At 66.4% G+C, this 18,113-nt stretch carries 17 protein-coding genes; 6 read left to right on the top strand and 11 right to left on the bottom strand.

Annotation, left to right across the window (positions count from 1 at the left end):
* Positions 1-161 precede the first annotated feature (161 nt).
* A complete protein-coding gene (locus AX729_RS13165) occupies positions 162-407 on the top strand; it encodes a PilZ domain-containing protein (RefSeq protein WP_028145870.1) in 246 nt (81 codons plus the stop codon).
* 79 nt (positions 408-486) lie between these two features.
* Complete coding sequence (locus AX729_RS13160; protein ID WP_061023625.1) at positions 487-1,269, top strand: tetratricopeptide repeat protein; 783 nt, start codon at positions 487-489, stop codon at positions 1,267-1,269.
* Positions 1,270-1,353: 84 nt separating this feature from the next.
* Here the strand turns inward: AX729_RS13160 and AX729_RS13155 are convergent, their stop codons facing one another.
* The 7 genes from AX729_RS13155 to rsmI form a co-directional block, all read right to left on the bottom strand.
* Positions 1,354-2,643, bottom strand: coding sequence for a CpaE/TadZ family protein (locus AX729_RS13155; protein WP_061023623.1), 1,290 nt, complete (start codon positions 2,641-2,643; stop codon positions 1,354-1,356).
* On the bottom strand, positions 2,640-3,371 hold the full coding sequence (locus AX729_RS13150; RefSeq protein WP_061023621.1) for a CpaD family pilus assembly protein: 732 nt from the start codon (positions 3,369-3,371) through the stop codon (positions 2,640-2,642). Before AX729_RS13150 ends, AX729_RS13155 begins: the two co-directional genes overlap by 4 nt.
* Positions 3,372-3,423: 52 nt before the next feature.
* Positions 3,424-4,941 (bottom strand): type II and III secretion system protein family protein, encoded by a 1,518-nt coding sequence (locus AX729_RS13145; protein WP_061023618.1) that lies wholly within the window; start codon positions 4,939-4,941, stop codon positions 3,424-3,426.
* Between the two features lie 10 nt (positions 4,942-4,951).
* A complete protein-coding gene (gene cpaB / locus AX729_RS13140; RefSeq protein ID WP_061023616.1) occupies positions 4,952-5,800 on the bottom strand; it encodes a Flp pilus assembly protein CpaB in 849 nt (282 codons plus the stop codon).
* Positions 5,801-6,163: 363 nt separating this feature from the next.
* Entirely contained in the window at positions 6,164-7,108 is a 945-nt protein-coding gene (gene gshB, locus AX729_RS13135) for a glutathione synthase (RefSeq protein WP_061023614.1), read from the bottom strand.
* Positions 7,109-7,118: 10 nt separating this feature from the next.
* Entirely contained in the window at positions 7,119-7,520 is a 402-nt protein-coding gene (locus tag AX729_RS13130) for a YraN family protein (RefSeq protein WP_061023612.1), read from the bottom strand.
* Positions 7,507-8,457 (bottom strand): 16S rRNA (cytidine(1402)-2'-O)-methyltransferase, encoded by a 951-nt coding sequence (rsmI, locus tag AX729_RS13125; protein WP_061023610.1) that lies wholly within the window; start codon positions 8,455-8,457, stop codon positions 7,507-7,509. The genes AX729_RS13130 and rsmI overlap by 14 nt, the downstream gene beginning before the upstream one ends.
* Before the next feature lie 339 nt (positions 8,458-8,796).
* Here rsmI and AX729_RS13120 point away from each other — a divergent pair, with 339 nt between their 5' ends.
* A complete protein-coding gene (locus AX729_RS13120; RefSeq protein ID WP_061023607.1) occupies positions 8,797-10,029 on the top strand; it encodes a penicillin-binding protein activator in 1,233 nt (410 codons plus the stop codon).
* Positions 10,030-10,131: 102 nt separating this feature from the next.
* Here AX729_RS13120 and hemW read toward each other — a convergent pair whose 3' ends face one another.
* From hemW to rph, 3 genes are read right to left on the bottom strand one after another with little or no spacing between them, the layout of a single operon-like run.
* Positions 10,132-11,316: a radical SAM family heme chaperone HemW gene (hemW, locus tag AX729_RS13115; RefSeq protein WP_061023605.1), complete on the bottom strand. Its 1,185-nt coding sequence runs from the start codon at positions 11,314-11,316 to the stop codon at positions 10,132-10,134.
* 16 nt (positions 11,317-11,332) lie between these two features.
* Positions 11,333-11,968: an RdgB/HAM1 family non-canonical purine NTP pyrophosphatase gene (gene rdgB, locus AX729_RS13110; RefSeq protein WP_061023603.1), complete on the bottom strand. Its 636-nt coding sequence runs from the start codon at positions 11,966-11,968 to the stop codon at positions 11,333-11,335.
* A 10-nt stretch (positions 11,969-11,978) separates the two neighbouring features.
* Positions 11,979-12,692 carry a ribonuclease PH gene (gene rph / locus AX729_RS13105; RefSeq protein WP_061023601.1) on the bottom strand — a complete coding sequence of 238 codons (714 nt, stop codon included), beginning with the start codon at positions 12,690-12,692 and terminating at the stop codon, positions 11,979-11,981.
* A 166-nt stretch (positions 12,693-12,858) separates the two neighbouring features.
* Between rph and hrcA the strand changes: the two genes are divergently transcribed.
* Both hrcA and grpE read left to right on the top strand, forming a co-directional pair.
* The gene (gene hrcA / locus AX729_RS13100; RefSeq protein WP_061023599.1) at positions 12,859-13,947 is read left to right on the top strand and encodes a heat-inducible transcriptional repressor HrcA; all 1,089 of its coding nucleotides are present in this window, start codon (positions 12,859-12,861) and stop codon (positions 13,945-13,947) included.
* A gap of 93 nt (positions 13,948-14,040) precedes the next feature.
* Complete coding sequence (grpE, locus tag AX729_RS13095) at positions 14,041-14,658, top strand: nucleotide exchange factor GrpE (RefSeq protein WP_061023597.1); 618 nt, start codon at positions 14,041-14,043, stop codon at positions 14,656-14,658.
* A 132-nt stretch (positions 14,659-14,790) separates the two neighbouring features.
* Here grpE and AX729_RS13090 read toward each other — a convergent pair whose 3' ends face one another.
* Positions 14,791-15,732 (bottom strand): hypothetical protein, encoded by a 942-nt coding sequence (locus AX729_RS13090; protein WP_061023595.1) that lies wholly within the window; start codon positions 15,730-15,732, stop codon positions 14,791-14,793.
* A gap of 394 nt (positions 15,733-16,126) precedes the next feature.
* On the opposite strand from AX729_RS13090, the gene dnaK reads away from it, so the two are divergent.
* Positions 16,127-18,028 carry a molecular chaperone DnaK gene (gene dnaK / locus AX729_RS13085; protein WP_061023594.1) on the top strand — a complete coding sequence of 634 codons (1,902 nt, stop codon included), beginning with the start codon at positions 16,127-16,129 and terminating at the stop codon, positions 18,026-18,028.
* Positions 18,029-18,113: the final 85 nt, after the last annotated feature.

Raw genomic sequence — 18,113 nt, 5'->3', positions numbered from 1 at the left:
TACGGGAACAAATCGACCGGGCCGGACACCCCTAACCCTTCGTAAACACGGCACGGAAACAACGCCTCGAATGCGGGCTTCTGTCCTCAGCACATTCCAACGAATGTTCGCTACTGCTGAGCCTGCGGGATGGGCCGTAGTCTAACAAGTGAAGTGGGAAGATGCTGGTAAATCGCCGGAGAAGCGAGCGTCGGGTGTGCAGCCGGCTCGCCAAGATTCATTTTGGCGCGGGGTCGCTGCCGCGGGATTGCACGATCACGGATATTTCGGACGGTGGCGTGAAGGTGGTCGCGGAATTCCTGGAAGTGCCGCCGCAATTCACCATCATCTTCGCGCCCGACTATTCCCGCCAATGCCGCCTGCGCTGGCGCATCGGCTGCGAGTTCGGCGCCGAATTCGTCGACTAAGGTCTCACCGGGCGCGTCCTTAACGGGACTTTAGCGTTAATCGGTAAGCATCTCTGATCAGTTGCCGAGTGATCAGAGTATGTCCAAGCGTTCGCCCCTCGCCTTCCCGGCGAGATTCCTGCTTCCCGCACTTCTGGTGCTTGGCCTTGGCGGCTGCCAGACCGCCGGCATCGACGATGTGACCGGCGCGCTCGGCATCAAGTCGGAGCCGGCCGGCAGGGCCGACGCCAAGCCCGACACCAAGCCCGACATGGACGCGCTTCGCGAGCGCTATCGCGGCAAGCCCGGTGATCCCGGCGTTGCGCTGGCCTATGGCAAGGCGCTGCGCGAGACCGGTCAGCGCGCCCAGGCGGTGGCGGTGCTGGAGCAGGCCGTGCTCGCCCATCCCAGCAACAAGGCGCTGCTCGCCGGCTATGGCCGCGCGCTCGCCGACAACGGCAATTTCCAGCAGGCCTTCGACGTCCTCAGCCGCGCGCACTCGCCGGAAGATCCGGACTGGCGCATCCTCTCGGCGCAGGGCGCGGCGCTCGACCAGCTCGGCCGCAACGAAGAGGCGCAGCAATATTACGCCAGCGCCTTGAAGATTGCGCCCGACGAGCCGCAGGTGCTGTCCAATCTCGGCCTGTCCTACATGCTCCAGAACAATCTGCCGCGCGCCGAGGAAACCCTGCGCCGCGCGCATGAGCGCAATCCCGCCGAGTCCCGCGTGCGTGCCAATCTCGCGCTCGTGCTCGGCCTGGAGGGAAAGCAGGCCGAAGCCGAGGCCATCGTGAGGGCCGATCTGCCGCCCGATCAGGCGGCGGCAAAGGTCACGGCGCTGCGGCAGCTGGTGGCGAAAAAGCAGCAACGGGCGGACAAGTAGCTCGCTCGTCTTTGATTGATTTCCTGTTCTGACGCGTTTTCCGGAGTCGAGCCGGATCCACTCGGCTCGAAAACGCCCCAGTCCCTACGACGCCTTGCGATGCGGGGCCGAGCTGCGCCCCGATCTGCCCTTCAGCTTCTTCAGCAGCGGCTCGAGCAGCGAGCGCTTCGGCTTCTTCACCTCGCCGCGGCCGACGAGGCGGTTCGCCATGCTTTGGAACAGAAGGGTGGTGCGGTGGGTTCTGGAGACCTCGGCGATCATCTGGCCGTTGTTGGCGGCGGTCGAGAACAGTTTCGAATCGAACGGGATCACCGCGATCGGCTGGCTCTCCATGGTCTTGGCGAACGCCTTGACCTCGATCTCCGCGCGCTTGTGCATGCCGACCTGGTTGAGGCAGTACAGCGGCGGGCGATCATTGGGGCGTGCCGCCTTCAGCACGGTCAGCATGTTCTTGGTGTTGCGCAAGTTCGCGAGGTCGGGCTCGGCCACGATCACGATGTCGTCCGCGTTGACCAGCGCGCGCCGCGTCCAGCCGGACCATTGGTGGGGAACGTCGAGCACAATGCAGGGCGTGGTCATGCGCAGCGTGTCGAACACCGCATCGAAGGCTTCGGCGCCGAAATCGTAGACGCGGTCGAGCGTGGCGGGTGCCGCCAGCAGGCTGAGGCGCTCGGTGCATTTGGCGAGCAGGCGCTCCATCAGCGCCGTGTCCGGCCGGTCCTGCGACAGCACCGCATTGGCGATTCCCTGCACCGGATCCTGGTTGTAGTCGAGGCCCGCCGTGCCGAAGGCGAGGTCGAGATCGATCACGACGGAGTCGAGTGCGAGGTCGCGGGCGATGGTCCAGGCCAAATTGTGCGCGACGGTGGACGCACCGACGCCGCCCTTGGCGCCGACCACCGCAATGACGCGGCCGGTGATGATGGCCTCGGAAGCCGAGAACAGGCTGCAGATCGAGCGGACGACGTCGAGGGTCTCGACCGGTCCGACCACGTAATCGTTGACGCCGCGGCGCACCAGCTCACGATAGGGCGCGGTGTCGTTGGGGCTGCCGATCACGACCACGCGGGTGCCGGGATCGCAGACGCCGGCGAGATCGTCGAGGCCTTCGAGCAGGTCGCGCGTGCCGTCGGACTCGATGACGATCACGTTCGGCGTCGGCATCGTTTCATAGACCTCGATCGCCGCGGCGAGGCCGCCTTCCTTGGCGGTGAGGTGGGCCTTGGCGAGCCGGCGATCCTGTCCCGCCGCGGTCACCGCGGCCAGCGTCTGCTCGGTCTCGCAAAAGGCTTGCACCGAAATGCGAGGGACAGGCGCAATGTGTTCCTCGGGGTGCCGCGGGTCGTCCGCGTCTTCGTCGTGGAGAGCTGTCATCTGCCGGTGTCGCTGAGTTTGGCCTTGTCGGATTCGGGAGAAGGCGTCGCGACCGGCGTGCCCTTGCGGTAACGGTCGAACGCGATGTTGCGCCGTGCGGTGTAGGAGGGCGTCTCGGCGCGGGGCTGCTCGAGGTCGGCCGGGTTGTCGATCATCGCCGCGAGGTTGCGCTGGCTGGCGCAGCCCAGATTGAAATAAGGCCGGTTCTCGCTGTAGCCGGGGTCGAGGATGGAGGGGCCGACGTCTTCCGGCCAGAGCCCGCAGGGACCGGCGACTGCCGCGATCTTCGAATAGCTGACGCGGATGGTGGGCAGCAGCCCGGGATCCTCGGGGCGATAGGGATGCTGGACGATGGCACGCGACGGCACGCCGCCGGACGTGAGCACGGACCGGATCTCCTGATAGGTCGCTGCAGCCGCGCGCGAATTGGCGGTGTCGACGGGGACGTCGACGACGACGGAGCCGGTGCCTTCGTGCCCCCAGTCCCGGGCGATGCCCGCGACGTCCGAATGCTGTGCGGCCGAGAGACCGCCTCTCGCCTTGCCGACGAAGATCACGATCGACTTCTTGCCTTCCTGCACCGCGATCGGGTGGCGCTGGCGATAGTCGGTCGGCACCGTCTGGGTGACGATCTCGGTGGTGTTGCAGGCGCCGAGCATGACGGACAGGCCCGTCAGTGCCAGCGCGATCCGCAGCTTGCGACGTCGATCGGCCGATGTGTTCGTCATCGCCTGGTCCCCTCTTGCCCCGTTTCCTGCTCCGGTCCCCAAACCGCTCGTCTCAGTCGATGATGAAGCCGAAATCACCGGGCGGGCCGTTGATCGGATCGACCCGGCGCGCGACGCCATAGAGGCGGTTCATGCGACCGAGCAGCGCCGTCTGCGCGTCCGAGGCCGGTGCGAAGCCGTCGTCGGGCCGCGACAATTCCTTCTGGGCGACCGCGCGCACCACATAGGGCGTCACGATCACCATCAGCTCGGTCTCGTTGTTGACGAAGTCGCGGCTGCGGAACAGCGCGCCGATGATCGGCACCTGGTCGACGCCGGGCAGGCCGTTGATCGCCTGCTTGGTCTGCTGCTGGATCAGGCCGGCCATTGCCATCGAACCGCCCGAAGGGATTTCCAGCGTCGTCTCGGCGCGGCGGGTCTGGATCGAGGGGATGGTGATCGAGTTGTTCGTTGTCGCGGACACCGCCTGCGTCAACGTGATCGAGTTCGTGTTCGACAGCTCCGAGACCTCGGTCATCACGCGCAGGCTGATGCGGCCCTCGCTGAGCACGACCGGGGTGAAGTTCAGGGAGATGCCGAACTTCTTGTAGGTGACCTGGGTGGCGCAGGAGCGGGTGACCGGATCGCAGGTATAGCCTGCGGGAATCGGGAACTCGCCGCCGGCAACGAACGTGGCGGATTCGCCGGAGATCGCGGTCAGGCTCGGCTCGGCCAGCGTGCGCATGACACCGGCACTTTCCATCGCCCGCATCGTGGCGCTGACGGTGGCGACGCCATTGGAGAGGCCGGCGACGCCGAGTCCGTTGCTGCCGACGATAGGCCCGCCAGAGACCGAGAACGGGTTGGAATTGTTGAAGTTCACCACAGCCGTGCCGGCGTTCAGGCTGGCGCTGAGATCGACGCCCAGCTGCTTGACGATGTCGCGGCGGACTTCGCCGACCACGACCTTGAGCATCACCTGGTCGCGGCCGCGCACGACGATGTTGTTGACGACCTTGTCCGGGCCGCCGACGAGCTTTGCGGCGACGTCGCCCGCCTGCTGGGCCTCGACCGGGCTCGAGACCGAGCCGGTCAGCATCACGCTGTCGCCGACGCCTTCGATCTGCACGCCCGGCAAGGACTGGCGGAGCGCCGCCCGCATGCCGTTGAGATCGCGCTTCACGGCGATGTCGTAGGAGGCGACCTGCTGGCCGTCGGCGGTGAAGAACACGACGTTGGTCTGGCCAACCTGGCCGCCGATGATATAGGCGCGCTGGGACGAGCGGATCACCGCGTTGGCAATCTTGGGATCGGCCACGAGTACGTCCTTGACCTCGCGCGGCAGGTCGATCACGACGGACTTGCCGACGCCGAGCGACAGGAAGCGCGTTCTCGCGGGTGCGACCGTCGCGACGGGCGACACGCCGAGGTCCGGCGCCTGTATCGGCGCCTGGTCGCCGACCGGCGCATCCGCAGCTCTGACGACGTCGGAGGCCGCGAGCAGCCCCAGCATCGACATCGTCCCCGCCAAGAACGAGCGCGCGCGATTCCCCCGAATGCGCAGGCCCGTCCGATCACCCCCGTGGTTCATGCTGTCCCCATCACTTCTGTGACGTCAGTTGCCGTGCCTGCACGCCGTAACGGATCACGTTCACGCCGCCCGGACGCTTGATCGCCTGCTCCTCGGGCGTGCCGTCGACTGCGTTGGCGTCGACGATGCTGCGCAGCGCGAGTGTCAGCGTGCCGCCCTGGCGCGCGGCCGAGAGCGTGGCGACCTGGTCGGGTCTGAGCTCGAGCGTGACGGTCTTGCCGACGACGGCGTTCTGGCCGTCTTTTTCCTTCGGCGCCTGGTCGATCGCGAGCACGCGGATGTTGGTGAGAATGACTTCGGACAGCACGAGGTCGTTGCCGGCGGTCGGACCATTGTTGTCGCCGTCGGGATTCTTCAGCCGGCGCGTCAGGACGATGTCGACGCGGTCATTCGGAAGGATGAAGCCGCCGGCGCCGGTCTCGGCTGAAATCTCGGTGGAGACGGCGCGCATCCCGGACGGCAGGATCGCGGCCATGAAGCCGGAGCCTTCGGCCCTGACCAGCTTCTGCTCGCGGATCGGCTCGCCCTGCATCAAAGGCACGCGCGCGATCGAGCCGGCGATCTGGGTCTGTGCCTCGGGCCTGCTGTCGCGGCGGATGAAGGCGTTGCTCGCGGTCGCCGCCGGCCAGGCGGTGAAGCCTGACGACCTGATAGGCCAGGCCTGCCATATCAGGTCGTCAGGCTTCACCGCCTGGCCGAGCTGGATGTCGTTCTTGGCGACCAGGACCTCGACCGTCGGCAGTTTCTCGGCGACGGATTGGGCAGGGGCGGGCGCATTCTGGTAGCCGCTCGCCAGATATGCAGCGACGCCGCCGGCGCCCAATGCGATGACGAGAACGACAATGCGTGCGGTGTTCATACGCCTGTACTCTTACGCGGGGCACTCGAACCGCACGTGGCGTGTTCCCCCGTGTCGATGAGTAGGGAGCAAAAGTATAAGGGGTGTTGCGAGGCTGGATGCGATAGCCGGCGGCGATGCCGGATTTCGGCAGATGGTGAACGCGGCGTTATTCGATCGGCCAGCGGCTCCGTAGTTTCACGCAGACCGGCGCACGCGCTCGAATGCGGCGCGTGGGCGTCATGGTGAACGGGTGGTTAGTGACGGAGAGGCTCGAAGCCGCGAGCCATCGCAAGGTGTACCGCGACGCGCCGGTGCTCGTCCTGCCATGTAGGACGAGCACATCAGGACGACGGTGATGGAATGACGCCAGCGTCGCCGGCGCTACTTCGCCCGCTTCTGCTCGATCACGTCCCAGACCTTCGCCGCGACGTCAGGGCCGCCGAGCCGCGCGATGGCGCGGATGCCTGTGGGCGAGGTGACGTTGATTTCGGTGAGGTTGCCGTTGATGACGTCGATGCCGACGAACAGGAGGCCGCGCTCGCGCAGTGCCGGGCCGACGGTGGCGCAGATCTCGCGCTCGCGCGGGGTGAGCTCGGTCTCCTGGGCCGCGCCGCCGCGCACCATGTTGGAGCGGAGGTCGTCGGCGGCCGGCACGCGGTTCACCGCGCCGGCGAATTCGCCGTCGACCAGGATGATGCGCTTGTCGCCGTGCTTCACCTCGGGGATGAATTGCTGGACCACCCAGGGCTCCCTGAACGTCACCGAGAACATGTCGAACAGCGAGCCGAAATTCATGTCCTGCGGCATCACGCGGAACACCGCCGCGCCGCCATGGCCGTGCAGCGGCTTCATCACCACGGCGCCGTGCCTGTCGCGAAACGCGTTGATCTCGTCGAGGTCGCGCGAGATCAGCGTCGGCGGCATCAGCTGCGGAAAGTTCATCACGAACAGCTTTTCCGGCGCGTTGCGAACGGAGGCGGGATCGTTGACGACCAGCGTCTTCGGATGGATGCGCTCCAGGAAGTGCGTCGAGGTGATGTAGGCGAGGTCGAACGGCGGGTCCTGGCGGAGCAGCACCACGTCGAAGCCGTTCAGCGCTTCGCGCCGGGGCTCGCCGAGCGTGAAGTGGTTGCCGGGCTCGTCGCGCACGGTCAGGAGCTGAACCGGCGCGACCAGCTCCTCGCCGACCATCGAGAGCTTGTCGGGCGTGTAATAGGACAGGCCATGGCCGCGCTTCTGCGCTTCGAGAAGCAGCGCAAAGGTGGAATCGCCCTTGATGTTGATGCGGGCGATGGGGTCCATCTGGACGGCGACGTTCAGTTTCATGATCTGCCTTTCAGGTCGAGGCGTCGAATGCCGCCAACACATGGCGCGGAAGTGATCGCGGCGCAATCAGCATGGCGTCGAATCGCAATTCGAATTCGGCATGCTCGGGATGCGCTGCGAGCCAGCCTTGCGCGGCGTCGATGATGCGCCGCTGCTGGCGCGGCGTGACGGCGAAGGCGGCGTCATCCAGCGTCGCCCGCGCCTTGACCTCGACGAAAGCGATCAGGTTGCGGCGTCGCGCCACGATGTCGATCTCGCCATGCGGGGTGCGATAGCGTTTGGCGAGGATGCGGTAGCCCTTGGCCATCAGATAGGCCGCGGCGCGGCTCTCGGCGGAAATCCCGGTGTGGAACGCGGCGACGCGCTCGGGCGAGGCGACCTTCGGTTCCTTAGGCGTCTCAGTCTTCGCCATCGCCGCCCCGCAGATCCTTTGCGAGCTCGAGCGCACGGGCATAGACCTCGCGGCGCGGCCGGCCCGACAGCGCGACCGCATGGGCCACGGCATCCTTGACGCTGTTTGCGGCAAGCTGCTCGCGCAGGAGTCCGTCGAGCGCATCCGATGCCAGCACGTCGGCGTCCGCTGCGGGCGGGCCGATCACCAGAACGAACTCACCGCGCGTCTCCGGCGCATCGGCTTGCCGCGCGAGTTCGGCGAGGGGCGCACGCCTGACCTCCTCGTGCAGCTTCGTCAGCTCGCGGCAGACCGCGGCCTCGCGTTCGCCCATGATCCCGGCCAGATCGGTCAGGGTGTCCTGCATCCGGTTGCCCGATTCGAACATCACCAGCGTCGCGTCGATGCGCGCAAGCTCGGCCAGGCGTGTGCGGCGGGCCGCGGATTTCGCCGGCAAGAAACCCTCGAAGAAGAAGCGGTCGGTAGGCAGCGCGGCCACCGACAGCGCCGCCAGCACCGAGGATGGGCCGGGCAGCGCATACACGGGATGACCGGCGGCGCAGACCTCGCGCACCAGCTTGAAGCCGGGATCGGAGATCAACGGCGTGCCGGCGTCCGAGACCAGCGCGACCGAGCCGCCTTGCGCTAGCGCCGCCAGAAGCTTCGGCCGCGCCGCTTCCGCATTGTGCTCGTGATATTGCTTGAGCGTTGCCGCGATCGCATAGCGCTCGGTCAGGCGGCGCGTGATGCGGGTGTCCTCGCAGGCGATGACGTCGACGCCGGCGAGCGTCTGAAGCGCCCGCAGGGTGATGTCGCCGAGATTGCCGATGGGTGTCGCGACCAGATAGAGACCCGGCGCGGCCTTGGGCGCCGCGAGCCGATGGGCATCGATGGAGAAACCGCGCGAGGCGGTGTCTTGAGCTTCAGGCGTATTTATCGGAGCCGGCTTTGCGCGCATAATGAAGTCAACTTAGGCACGATCCGCAGGGCTGGGAACCGGGTGGTCGAAAAAGATCGTGCCGAGGTGAGGGGCGAGGAACGGACGGGAATGTGATCGATCCAGGATCACGTCGGGAGGGAATGAACCCCCTTGCGCCATATTCACGACGGAAACGCCGCCTTGATGCTGAATGCGTGACGGCGAAGAGCTGCCGGGACAGGGAAGCGGTCGCGTTAAGCGGTTGTTATCCTTTTGTTTTGGTTAACTATTCGCCGACAATATGCCTGAATCCGCGGCTTGTGTCGTGGAGGGAATGTCGTGACCGGCGGGCGACGGCCGGTGAGAAGAGAAGCTGCCATGGTGGGCCCGCGTCATCCAAAGTCTCCCGTTCCGGGGTCCCGATCGTCGGGGGCGACCCGGCGCAGTGCGCTCGGCCTGCTGCTCGGTGCGCCCGTGCTGTCGGCCTGCGCCGGCGTGCAGCAAAGTCTCAGCCAGTTCTCCAACCCGTTCTCGAGCTCCGCGCCGCCGGCCCAGCCGGCAGGTCCCCCGCAGCAGGCGACGACCGCCGGCACCGGCGGCGTAAAGGTCGCCGTGATCCTGCCGCTCTCCGCCGCTGGCAATGCCGGTCTCGCGGCGCAATCGATGCGTAATGCCGCCGAGATGGCGCTGGCCGAGTTCCAGAACCCGAACATCCAGCTCCTGATCAAGGATGACAATGGCAGCCCGCAAGGCGCACAAGCCGGCGCGCAGCAGGCGGTCGACGAGGGCGCCGAGATCATCCTCGGGCCGCTGTTCGCGCAGTCGGTGCCGGCGGTGGCGCAGGTTGCGCGCACGCGCGGCATTTCGGTGATCGCGTTCTCGACCGATTCCAGCATCGCCGGACGCGGCGTCTATCTGCTCAGCTTCCTGCCGGAGTCCGACGTCAACCGAATCGTCGAATATTCGGCCAGCATCGGAAAGCGCTCCGTCGCCGTGCTCGTGCCCGACAACGCTTATGGCAATGTCGTCGAGGCCGCGGTGAAGGCGGCTGTGCCGCGCCGTGGCGGGCGCATCGTCGCCTTCGAGAAATACGGCGCCGATCGCGCCACCCCGGCACGCACCGTCGCGCAGCAGCTCGGCAGCGCCGACGCGCTGTTCATTGCCGATGACGGCGATGCCGTCGTCTCAGTGGCGGATGCGATGACGGCGGCGGGTGCGAACCTGCGCAACATCCAGCTGCTCGGCACCGGCCTGTGGGACAATCCGCGCGTCTATGCCAGCGCCGCGCTCCAGGGCGGCCTCTACGCCGCGCCCGACCCGGCCGGCTTCCGCGCCTTCTCCGGCCGCTACCGCACGAAGTACGGCGCGGAGCCAGTGCGCACCGCGACACTCGCTTACGACGCAGTCGCGCTCGTCGCCGCACTCGCGCGCACGCAAGGCACCACGCGCTTCTCGTCCGACGTGCTCACCAACCCCTCCGGCTTTGCAGGCATCGACGGCCTGTTCCGCTTCCGCGCCGATGGCACCAATGAACGCGGGCTCGCGGTGATGAAGGTGACGCAGGGTGGCGGCGTTGCTGTCGCGGGCTCGCCGAAGAGTTTTGGGGCGTAACGGTTTCGTAGCCCGGATGGAGCGCAGCGAAATCCGGGGTTCTTTCCGCACGGCGAGACCGTCCCGGATTACGCTTCGCTCCATCCGGGCTACAAGATCTCGCTACGCCGCCAGATCCGCGACCACCGCATCCAGCACCGGAAAGCCGCTGCTGGTCACGCGCAGCCGGCCCGTCGGATCCACCGTGATCGCGCCTTCCTCGCGCAGCAGCGCGATGCGCTTGGGATCGAGCGGGCGGCCCGAGAGCGCCTTGTAGCGCTCGGGGTCGATGCCCTCGGCGAGGCGCAACCCCATCAGCAGGAATTCGTCGGCGCGCTCCTCGCTGTTGAGCAGATCGTCCGTGACGATGCCGTGGCCGTTGCTCTCGACGCGCATCAGCCAGGCTTCGGGACGCTTCTCGGTGGCGGTGGCGTGCCTGATACCGTCGATGTCGAGGCGGCCGTGCGCGCCCGGACCGATCCCGGCATATTCATCGCCGCGCCAATAGACCAGGTTGTGCCTGCACTCGGCGCCGTGCCGCGCGTGATTGGAGATCTCGTAGGCCGGTAGCCCGAGTCTGTCGCAGGTCTCCTGCGTGACGTCGTAGAGCGCGCGCGCAACGGCTTCGTCCGGCGTCTTCAATTTGCCGGCCTGGTGCAGGCCGAAGAACGGCGTGCCCTCTTCGATCGTCAATTGATAGAGCGACAGATGCTCGGCCGCTTCATCGATCGCGTGCCGCAGCTCGTCGGCCCACATCGCCGGCGTCTGGTCGGGGCGGGCGTAGATCAGGTCGAACGAATAGCGGTCGAACGAGCGGCGCGCGATGGCGACGGCCTCGAGCGCCTCGCGGGCGCTGTGCATCCGGCCCAGCGCCTTCAGCGAGGCATCGTCGAGCGCCTGCACGCCGAGCGAGACGCGATTGACGCCGGCGCTGCGATAGCCGGCAAAGCGCGTGGCTTCGACGCTGGTCGGGTTCGCCTCGAGCGAGACTTCGACGTCGCTTGCGACGGACCAGTGCTTGCCGATCGCATCGAGCACGGCGCCAACGGTGGCGGGCTGCATCAGGGACGGGGTGCCGCCGCCGAGGAAAATCGAGGTGACCTCACGCCCGGGCGCGCGCTCGGCGGTCGCGGCGATCTCGCGCGCGAAGGCGGAGGCGAAGCGGGCCTCGTCGATCGCGGCGTGGCGGACGTGGCTGTTGAAGTCGCAATAGGGGCACTTTGACAGGCAGAACGGCCAGTGCACGTAGACGCCGAAGGCTTTGGATTCTTGTTTTGACGCGTTTTCCTGGCGCGAACAGGTATCCACTTCGCTCGCAGACGCTCTAGCGCGGCTCAAGGCAGATCTCCGCCAGTTTCACGAAGGCGCGGGCGCGATGCGACAGGCCGAGGCCGAGCGGCGGCAGCCCGTGCTTCTCGATGCTGGTCATCTCGCCGAAGGTGCGGTCGTGGCCGTTGGGCAGGAACATCGGATCGTAGCCGAAGCCGGCATTGCCGCGCGGCGGCCAGACCAGCGTGCCGTCGACACGCGCCTCGACCTCTTCGAGATGATGGTCGGGCCAGGCGACGCAGAGTGCCGAGACGAAATGCGCTCTGCGCTTGTCGGCCGTGGTGGCGCCGCGCTCCTGCAGCAGGCGCTCGATCTGCGCCATCGCCGCATTGAAATCCTTGGCGGGGCCGGCCCAGCGCGCGCTGTAGATGCCGGGCGCGCCATCGAGCGCGTCGACCACGATGCCGGAATCGTCGGCGAAGGCGGGAAGCTTGGTTGCCTGTGCCGCCGCGATCGCCTTGATCGCGGCGTTGCTGCGGAAATCGGTGCCGGTCTCGTCCGGCTCGCCCAGGCCGAGCTCGCCGGCCGACACCGCCTCGATGCCGTACGGCGCAAGCAGCTCCCGCATCTCGGCGAGCTTGCCGGGATTGTGGGTCGCGATGACCAGCTTGTCCGTGATTCGGCGGTGCATGGCCTATTGACTACGCCACAGCCAGTTTCTGCAAGTCCACCAGACGCGCAATGCCCTTGCGGGCCAGCGCCATCAGCGCCAGGAGCTCGGCTTCGGTGAACGGCTCGCGTTCCGCGGTGCCCTGCACCTCGATGATGCGGCCATCGCCCGTCATGACGAAATTGGCGTCGGTCTGGGCTTCCGAATCCTCGGCATAGTCGAGATCGAGCACAGGCGTGCCGTTATAGATGCCGCAGGAGATCGCGGCGACGTTGTCGCGCATCACGTTGGCCTTGACCATGTTGCGCGCCTTCATCCAGTTGATGCAGTCGGCCAGCGCGACCCAGGCGCCGGTGATCGAGGCCGTGCGCGTGCCGCCGTCGGCCTGGAGCACGTCGCAATCGACCGTGATCTGGCGCTCGCCGAGCGCTTCGAGATTGATGATGGTGCGAAGCGAGCGGCCGATCAGGCGCTGGATCTCGACGGTGCGGCCGCTCTGCTTTCCGGCGGCCGCCTCGCGGCGGGTCCGTTCCGAGGTCGCGCGCGGAAGCATGCCGTATTCGGCGGTGACCCAGCCGCGGCCCTGGCCCTTCAGCCACGGCGGCAGGCGGTCCTCCAGCGTGGCGGTGACCAGCACGTGGGTATCGCCGAATTTCACCAGGCACGAGCCTTCCGCATATTTGACCACGCCGCGCTCCAGCGTCACGGGGCGCAATTCGTCGGGCGCACGGCGGCTTGGCCGCATGGGAATCCTCCAAAACTCACGGGAAAAGGCTGTTCGCGGTGCTTGTAGGTGGGGCGAGGGTGGGCGGCAAGGTTTTTTCACCCCTGATATGGAGGCCGCAAATGCAACGCTTGTCAGAAGCGTCCCGGATGGACAAATTATAAGCATCTGAGAGGAGTTACCGTCTGTGGCCCATCACGATCCGATCCATCTGATCGCGCCGCGCGCAGGCCTTGCCCAGCTCAACGAGCGTTCTCGCGACATCTTTCGTCAAATCGTCGAAAGCTATCTTGCGACCGGCGAGCCGGTCGGCTCGCGTAATATTTCGCGCCTGATCGCGACGCCGCTGTCGCCGGCCTCGGTCCGCAACGTCATGGCCGATCTGGAGCAGCTCGGACTGATCTATGCGCCCCACACCTCCGCCGGCCGGCTGCCGACGGAACTCGGCCTGCGCTTCTTCGTCGATGCATTGATGCAGGTCGGCGATCTCAACGAGGCCGAGCGGCAGTCGATCCAGAGCCAGCTCTCCTCCGTCGGCGAAGCACAGTCCGTCGAGGCGGCGCTGGACCAGGCCCTGATGCGGCTGTCGGGCCTGACCCGCGCCGCAGCCGTCGTGCTGACGCCAAAGTCCAATGCGCGGCTGAAGCATATCGAGTTCGTCCGCCTGGAACCGGAGAAAGCGCTGGTGATCCTCGTCGGCGAGGACGGCCAGGTCGAAAACCGCGTGCTGACGCTGCCGCCCGGAGTTCCCTCCTCGGCGCTCGCCGAGGCCGGCAATTTCCTCAATGCCCGCATCCGCGGCCGTACGCTGGCCGAGGCGCGGCTCGAGCTCGAGACCGCGCTCGGCGCGGCCCGCGCCGAGCTCGATCAGCTGACGCAAAAAGTGATCTCGGCCGGCATCGCCAGCTGGTCCGGCGGCGAGAACGAGGATCGCCAGCTCATCGTCCGCGGCCATGCCAATCTGCTCGAAGATCTGCACGCGCTGGAGGATCTGGAGCGGGTTCGCCTGCTGTTCGACGATCTCGAGACCAAGCGCGGCGTGATCGACCTGCTCGGCCGGGCCGAAACCGCTGAGGGGGTGCGTATCTTCATCGGCAGCGAGAACAAGTTGTTTTCGCTGTCGGGGTCCTCCACCATCATCTCGCCGTATCGGGATGCCGCAGGACACATCGTCGGCGTATTGGGCGTGATCGGCCCGACGCGGCTGAATTATGCCCGCGTGATCCCGACCGTGGACTACGCCGCCCGCATCGTCAGCCGCCTCCTGGGGGGCTGACCCGCGCTTCCCCGATCACGGGCGCTTGATTTTCGCCGGGTTAGGCACGATATCCGGGCCAACAATCCCTGGAAACGAGTTCGAGATTAGCCGATGACCGAGCAAGACCGGCAACCCCAAGACACGACTGCCGCGACCGGCGAGCCGGTGGTGTCGAAACCCTACGTCATGCCCGATGATCCCGAGCCCGGTTCGGTGGAGACGTTGCAGAAGGAGGCCGCCGAGGCGCGCGATCGGATGCTGCGGACGCTGGCCGAGATGGAGAATCTCCGTAAGCGCACCAGCAAGGAAGTCGCCGACGCCCGCCTCTACGGCATCACCGGCTTTGCCCGTGACGTGCTCGACATCGCCGACAACCTCCAGCGCGCGCTCGATGCCGTTCCGGCCGAGGCGCGTGCTGCGGCCGATCCCGGCCTGACGGCGCTCATCGAAGGCGTCGAGCTCACCGAGCGTTCGCTGCACAGCGCGCTGGAAAAGCATGGCGTGAAGAAGCTCGATCCGCAGGGCCAGAAATTCGACCCGAACTTCCACCAGGCGATGTACGAAGTGCCCGATCCGTCGGTGCCGTCGGGCACCGTGGTTCAGGTCATGCAGGCCGGCTACACCATCGGCGAGCGCGTGCTGCGCCCGGCGCTGGTCGGCGTCGCCAAGGGCGGCGCGAAGGCCGCGTCGGCGGCCAACAACAATGAGTCGAGCGGCGCGCCGAACTGATCGATCTTCATGGTGCGCAACGCTGCCGGGTGAGGGTTCTTCTCTCTGGGAGAACCGTCGCTGTTGAGACAGCCATCTCCCCAGCCCTCCCACGCAAGCGAGGGAGGGAGCGCATATCGCTTGCGGATGCAGCTAGCCCTTCGGCTGGATACCGTCGCGCACGGCGCGGAAGCGGGTGAAGGCGGCGGACCACTTGTCGCGCGGGGCGCTGGCGATGATGCGCAAGGATGCGCCGCCGGTCGAGAAGCGGATCCACTGCACCACGGTCACCGGCACCTTGTCCTTGCCGCTGACGCCATCGATCCGGGTCTCGAATCCCTGCTGGCCGTTGATGCGGATCGGCTCCGACATGGTGATGCGCGACTCGCGCACGCCGGGGATCTGGAGCGCCGCCTCCTGGGCGAAGCGGGCGCGGTCGTCCGCCTGCTGCGGGGTGGCGCCGATCACGCCGAGGATCATGAACGGCCTCGACTCGTAGCCCGTGCTCTCGTCGCCGTCGGCCAGGATGATGCTGCTGCCCGGCGCGAGGGTCCGGATGTCCTTGAAGTCGGCGAGATCCGTGATCTTGAACGGCATCAGCGCGATCTGCTCCTCGGCAGAAACCTGCTTGCGGGTCACGGCGCTCGCAAACATCTGCCGCACCGCTTCATCCGTGTAGATCTTGGTCGCATTCTCGGGAATCTGCACCGCGACATAGCCGGAGAAGCCGGCACCGGGCACGATCATCGAATAGCGCTTCACCGGCGTATCGCCGGCCTTGCCGCTTTCGGTGGTGAAATAGGCGAGACCGGCGGGGGTCTCGATCTTGTCCTGCTTGACGCCGTTGGCCCCGGCGGGATTTGAATTGAAGGCGCTCACGACCTCGCCATAGGCCGCCGGCGGCAGCTCGGTGATCAGCACCTTGACGTTGCCGTCCTCGCTCTCGAAGCCCGGAAAGGTTTTTGCCGTGCTGAGGCCGATCAACGGCACCATGCCGAGACGCAAGCCAGGTGGGAAGACGGCGTCGGCGGCGATGGCCGGAAACGCTGTTACGGCGAGGAGGGTGAGCGCGGCGAGGGGGCGGATCAGCTTCATGGGCACTCTGATTGGTTCACATTGAGGCCGTTCGATGGTCGGCGACCGGGCCGCTTTGTCGCGCGAAGCAGCTGCGCGGGCTGTCCGGCCAGTCCGCCTTTTAGCGGCTTTGGCCCTGCCGCAACAGGGCGGAGCGGGTTGCGGTAGCGGGGGCTTGCCATGGCCCGGACCTGTTAATAATTCCTCACCCGCAAGGGCGGTGGAGGCCGGACATCATCTTTCAAAACCCAATGTTTTCGCGGCAGAAACGTAGCTTCGGTCCTTGCGGGCCCCTCCCCCCCTCCTATATGAGCCTCAATCATCGCAATATCGCGGATGTTTGATCTTAGGGGGTTTCGGTTCGGGTGCCTTCTGGGCCCAGCCAACCTGCCGCAAAAAGAAGGATATCAGGACCATGGGAAAGGTCATTGGGATCGACCTCGGCACCACGAATTCGTGCGTCGCCGTGATGGATGGCAAGAACGCCAAAGTCATCGAGAATTCCGAAGGCATGCGCACGACGCCTTCGATTGTCGCCGTGACGGATGACGGCGAGCGCCTCGTCGGCCAGCCGGCCAAGCGCCAGGCCGTTACCAATCCCGAGCGCACCTTCTTCGCAGTGAAGCGCCTCATCGGCCGCCGCTACGACGACCCGATGGTCGAGAAGGACAAGAAGCTCGTCCCGTACAAGATCGTGAAGGCTTCCAACGGCGACGCCTGGGTCGAGGCCGACGGCCAGACCTACTCGCCCTCGCAGGTCTCGGCGTTCATCTTGCAGAAGATGAAGGAGACCGCGGAAGCCCATCTCGGCCAGAAGGTCGATCAGGCCGTCATCACCGTTCCCGCCTACTTCAACGACGCCCAGCGCCAGGCGACCAAGGACGCCGGCAAGATCGCGGGCCTCGAAGTGCTGCGCATCATCAACGAGCCGACCGCGGCCGCGCTCGCCTATGGCCTCGACAAGACCAAGGCCGGCACCATCGCCGTGTACGACCTCGGCGGCGGCACCTTCGATATCTCCATTCTCGAGATCGGCGACGGCGTGTTCGAGGTGAAGTCGACCAACGGCGACACCTTCCTCGGCGGCGAAGACTTCGACATGCGTCTCGTGGGCTATCTGGCCGATGAGTTCCAGAAGGAGCAGGGCATCAACCTGCGCAACGACAAGCTCGCGTTGCAGCGCCTGAAGGAAGCCGCTGAAAAGGCCAAGATCGAGCTGTCCTCGACGACGCAGACCGAGATCAACCTGCCCTTCATCACCGCGGACCAGACCGGTCCGAAGCATCTGACGATGAAGCTCACCCGCGCCAAGTTCGAGGCGCTGGTCGACGACCTCATCCAGAAGACCGTCGAGCCCTGCCGCAAGGCGCTGAAGGATGCCGGCGTCACCGCCGGTGAGATCGGCGAAGTCGTTCTGGTCGGTGGCATGTCGCGCATGCCGAAGGTCCAGGAGGTCGTGAAGCAGCTGTTCGGCAAGGAGCCGCACAAGGGCGTCAACCCGGACGAAGTCGTGGCGATCGGCGCCGCGATCCAGGCCGGCGTGCTCCAGGGCGACGTCAAGGACGTGCTGCTGCTCGACGTGACCCCGCTGTCGCTGGGCATCGAGACGCTGGGCGGCGTGTTCACCCGCATCATCGACCGCAACACCACGATCCCGACCAAGAAGAGCCAGGTGTTCTCGACGGCCGAAGACAATCAGAATGCCGTCACCATCCGCGTCTTCCAGGGCGAGCGTGAAATGGCGGCCGACAACAAGATGCTCGGCCAGTTCGACCTGATGGGCATCCCGCCGGCTCCGCGCGGCATGCCGCAGATCGAGGTGACCTTCGACATCGACGCCAACGGTATCGTCAACGTCTCGGCCAAGGACAAGGCCACGGGCAAGGAGCAGCAGATCCGCATCCAGGCCTCGGGCGGTCTGTCGGAAGCCGACATCGAGAAGATGGTCAAGGACGCCGAGGCCAATGCCGAGGCGGACAAGAAGCGCCGCGAGGCCGTGACCGCCAAGAACGAGGCCGATGGCCTGGTGCATTCGACCGAGAAGGCGCTCGCCGAGCACGGATCGAAGGTCGCCGAGACCGAGCGCCGTGCCATCGAGGATGCCGTCAGCGACCTCAAGGAAGCGCTGAAGGGCGACGATGCCGAGGCGATCAAGGCCAAGACCCAGACGCTGGCGCAGGCTTCGATGAAGCTCGGCGAGGCCATGTACAAGCAGCAGGCCGAGGCCGACGCCAAGAAGGATGCGGCCAAGGACGACGTCGTCGATGCGGAGTTCACCGAAGTCGACGACGACAAGACCAACAAGAAGTCCGCCTGAACCCCGAGAGGGTGACGATGCGGGCGGCTTGGACCCCACACGCTTCTTCGGCCTCCCCCTTCGCGGGGGAGGCCGTCGTGTCGAG

The organism is Bradyrhizobium sp. CCH5-F6, assembly GCF_001556045.1.
Classification (GTDB): Bacteria; Pseudomonadota; Alphaproteobacteria; order Rhizobiales; family Xanthobacteraceae; genus Bradyrhizobium.
This window is presented reverse-complemented; position numbering and strand designations above follow the sequence as displayed.

Bases quoted from the DNA above. Each gene is read 5' to 3' on its own strand.
- AX729_RS13165 (WP_028145870.1), top strand. From the start codon at position 162: ATGCTGGTAAATCGCCGGAGAAGCGAGCGTCGGGTGTGCAGCCGGCTC.
- AX729_RS13160 (WP_061023625.1), top strand. From the start codon at position 487: ATGTCCAAGCGTTCGCCCCTCGCCTTCCCGGCGAGATTCCTGCTTCCC.
- AX729_RS13155 (WP_061023623.1), bottom strand. From the start codon at position 2,643: ATGACAGCTCTCCACGACGAAGACGCGGACGACCCGCGGCACCCCGAG.
- AX729_RS13150 (WP_061023621.1), bottom strand. From the start codon at position 3,371: ATGACGAACACATCGGCCGATCGACGTCGCAAGCTGCGGATCGCGCTG.
- AX729_RS13145 (WP_061023618.1), bottom strand. From the start codon at position 4,941: ATGAACCACGGGGGTGATCGGACGGGCCTGCGCATTCGGGGGAATCGC.
- cpaB (WP_061023616.1), bottom strand. From the start codon at position 5,800: ATGAACACCGCACGCATTGTCGTTCTCGTCATCGCATTGGGCGCCGGC.
- gshB (WP_061023614.1), bottom strand. From the start codon at position 7,108: ATGAAACTGAACGTCGCCGTCCAGATGGACCCCATCGCCCGCATCAAC.
- AX729_RS13130 (WP_061023612.1), bottom strand. From the start codon at position 7,520: ATGGCGAAGACTGAGACGCCTAAGGAACCGAAGGTCGCCTCGCCCGAG.
- rsmI (WP_061023610.1), bottom strand. From the start codon at position 8,457: ATGCGCGCAAAGCCGGCTCCGATAAATACGCCTGAAGCTCAAGACACC.
- AX729_RS13120 (WP_061023607.1), top strand. From the start codon at position 8,797: ATGGTGGGCCCGCGTCATCCAAAGTCTCCCGTTCCGGGGTCCCGATCG.
- rdgB (WP_061023603.1), bottom strand. From the start codon at position 11,968: ATGCACCGCCGAATCACGGACAAGCTGGTCATCGCGACCCACAATCCC.
- rph (WP_061023601.1), bottom strand. From the start codon at position 12,692: ATGCGGCCAAGCCGCCGTGCGCCCGACGAATTGCGCCCCGTGACGCTG.
- grpE (WP_061023597.1), top strand. From the start codon at position 14,041: ATGACCGAGCAAGACCGGCAACCCCAAGACACGACTGCCGCGACCGGC.
- AX729_RS13090 (WP_061023595.1), bottom strand. From the start codon at position 15,732: ATGAAGCTGATCCGCCCCCTCGCCGCGCTCACCCTCCTCGCCGTAACA.
- dnaK (WP_061023594.1), top strand. From the start codon at position 16,127: ATGGGAAAGGTCATTGGGATCGACCTCGGCACCACGAATTCGTGCGTC.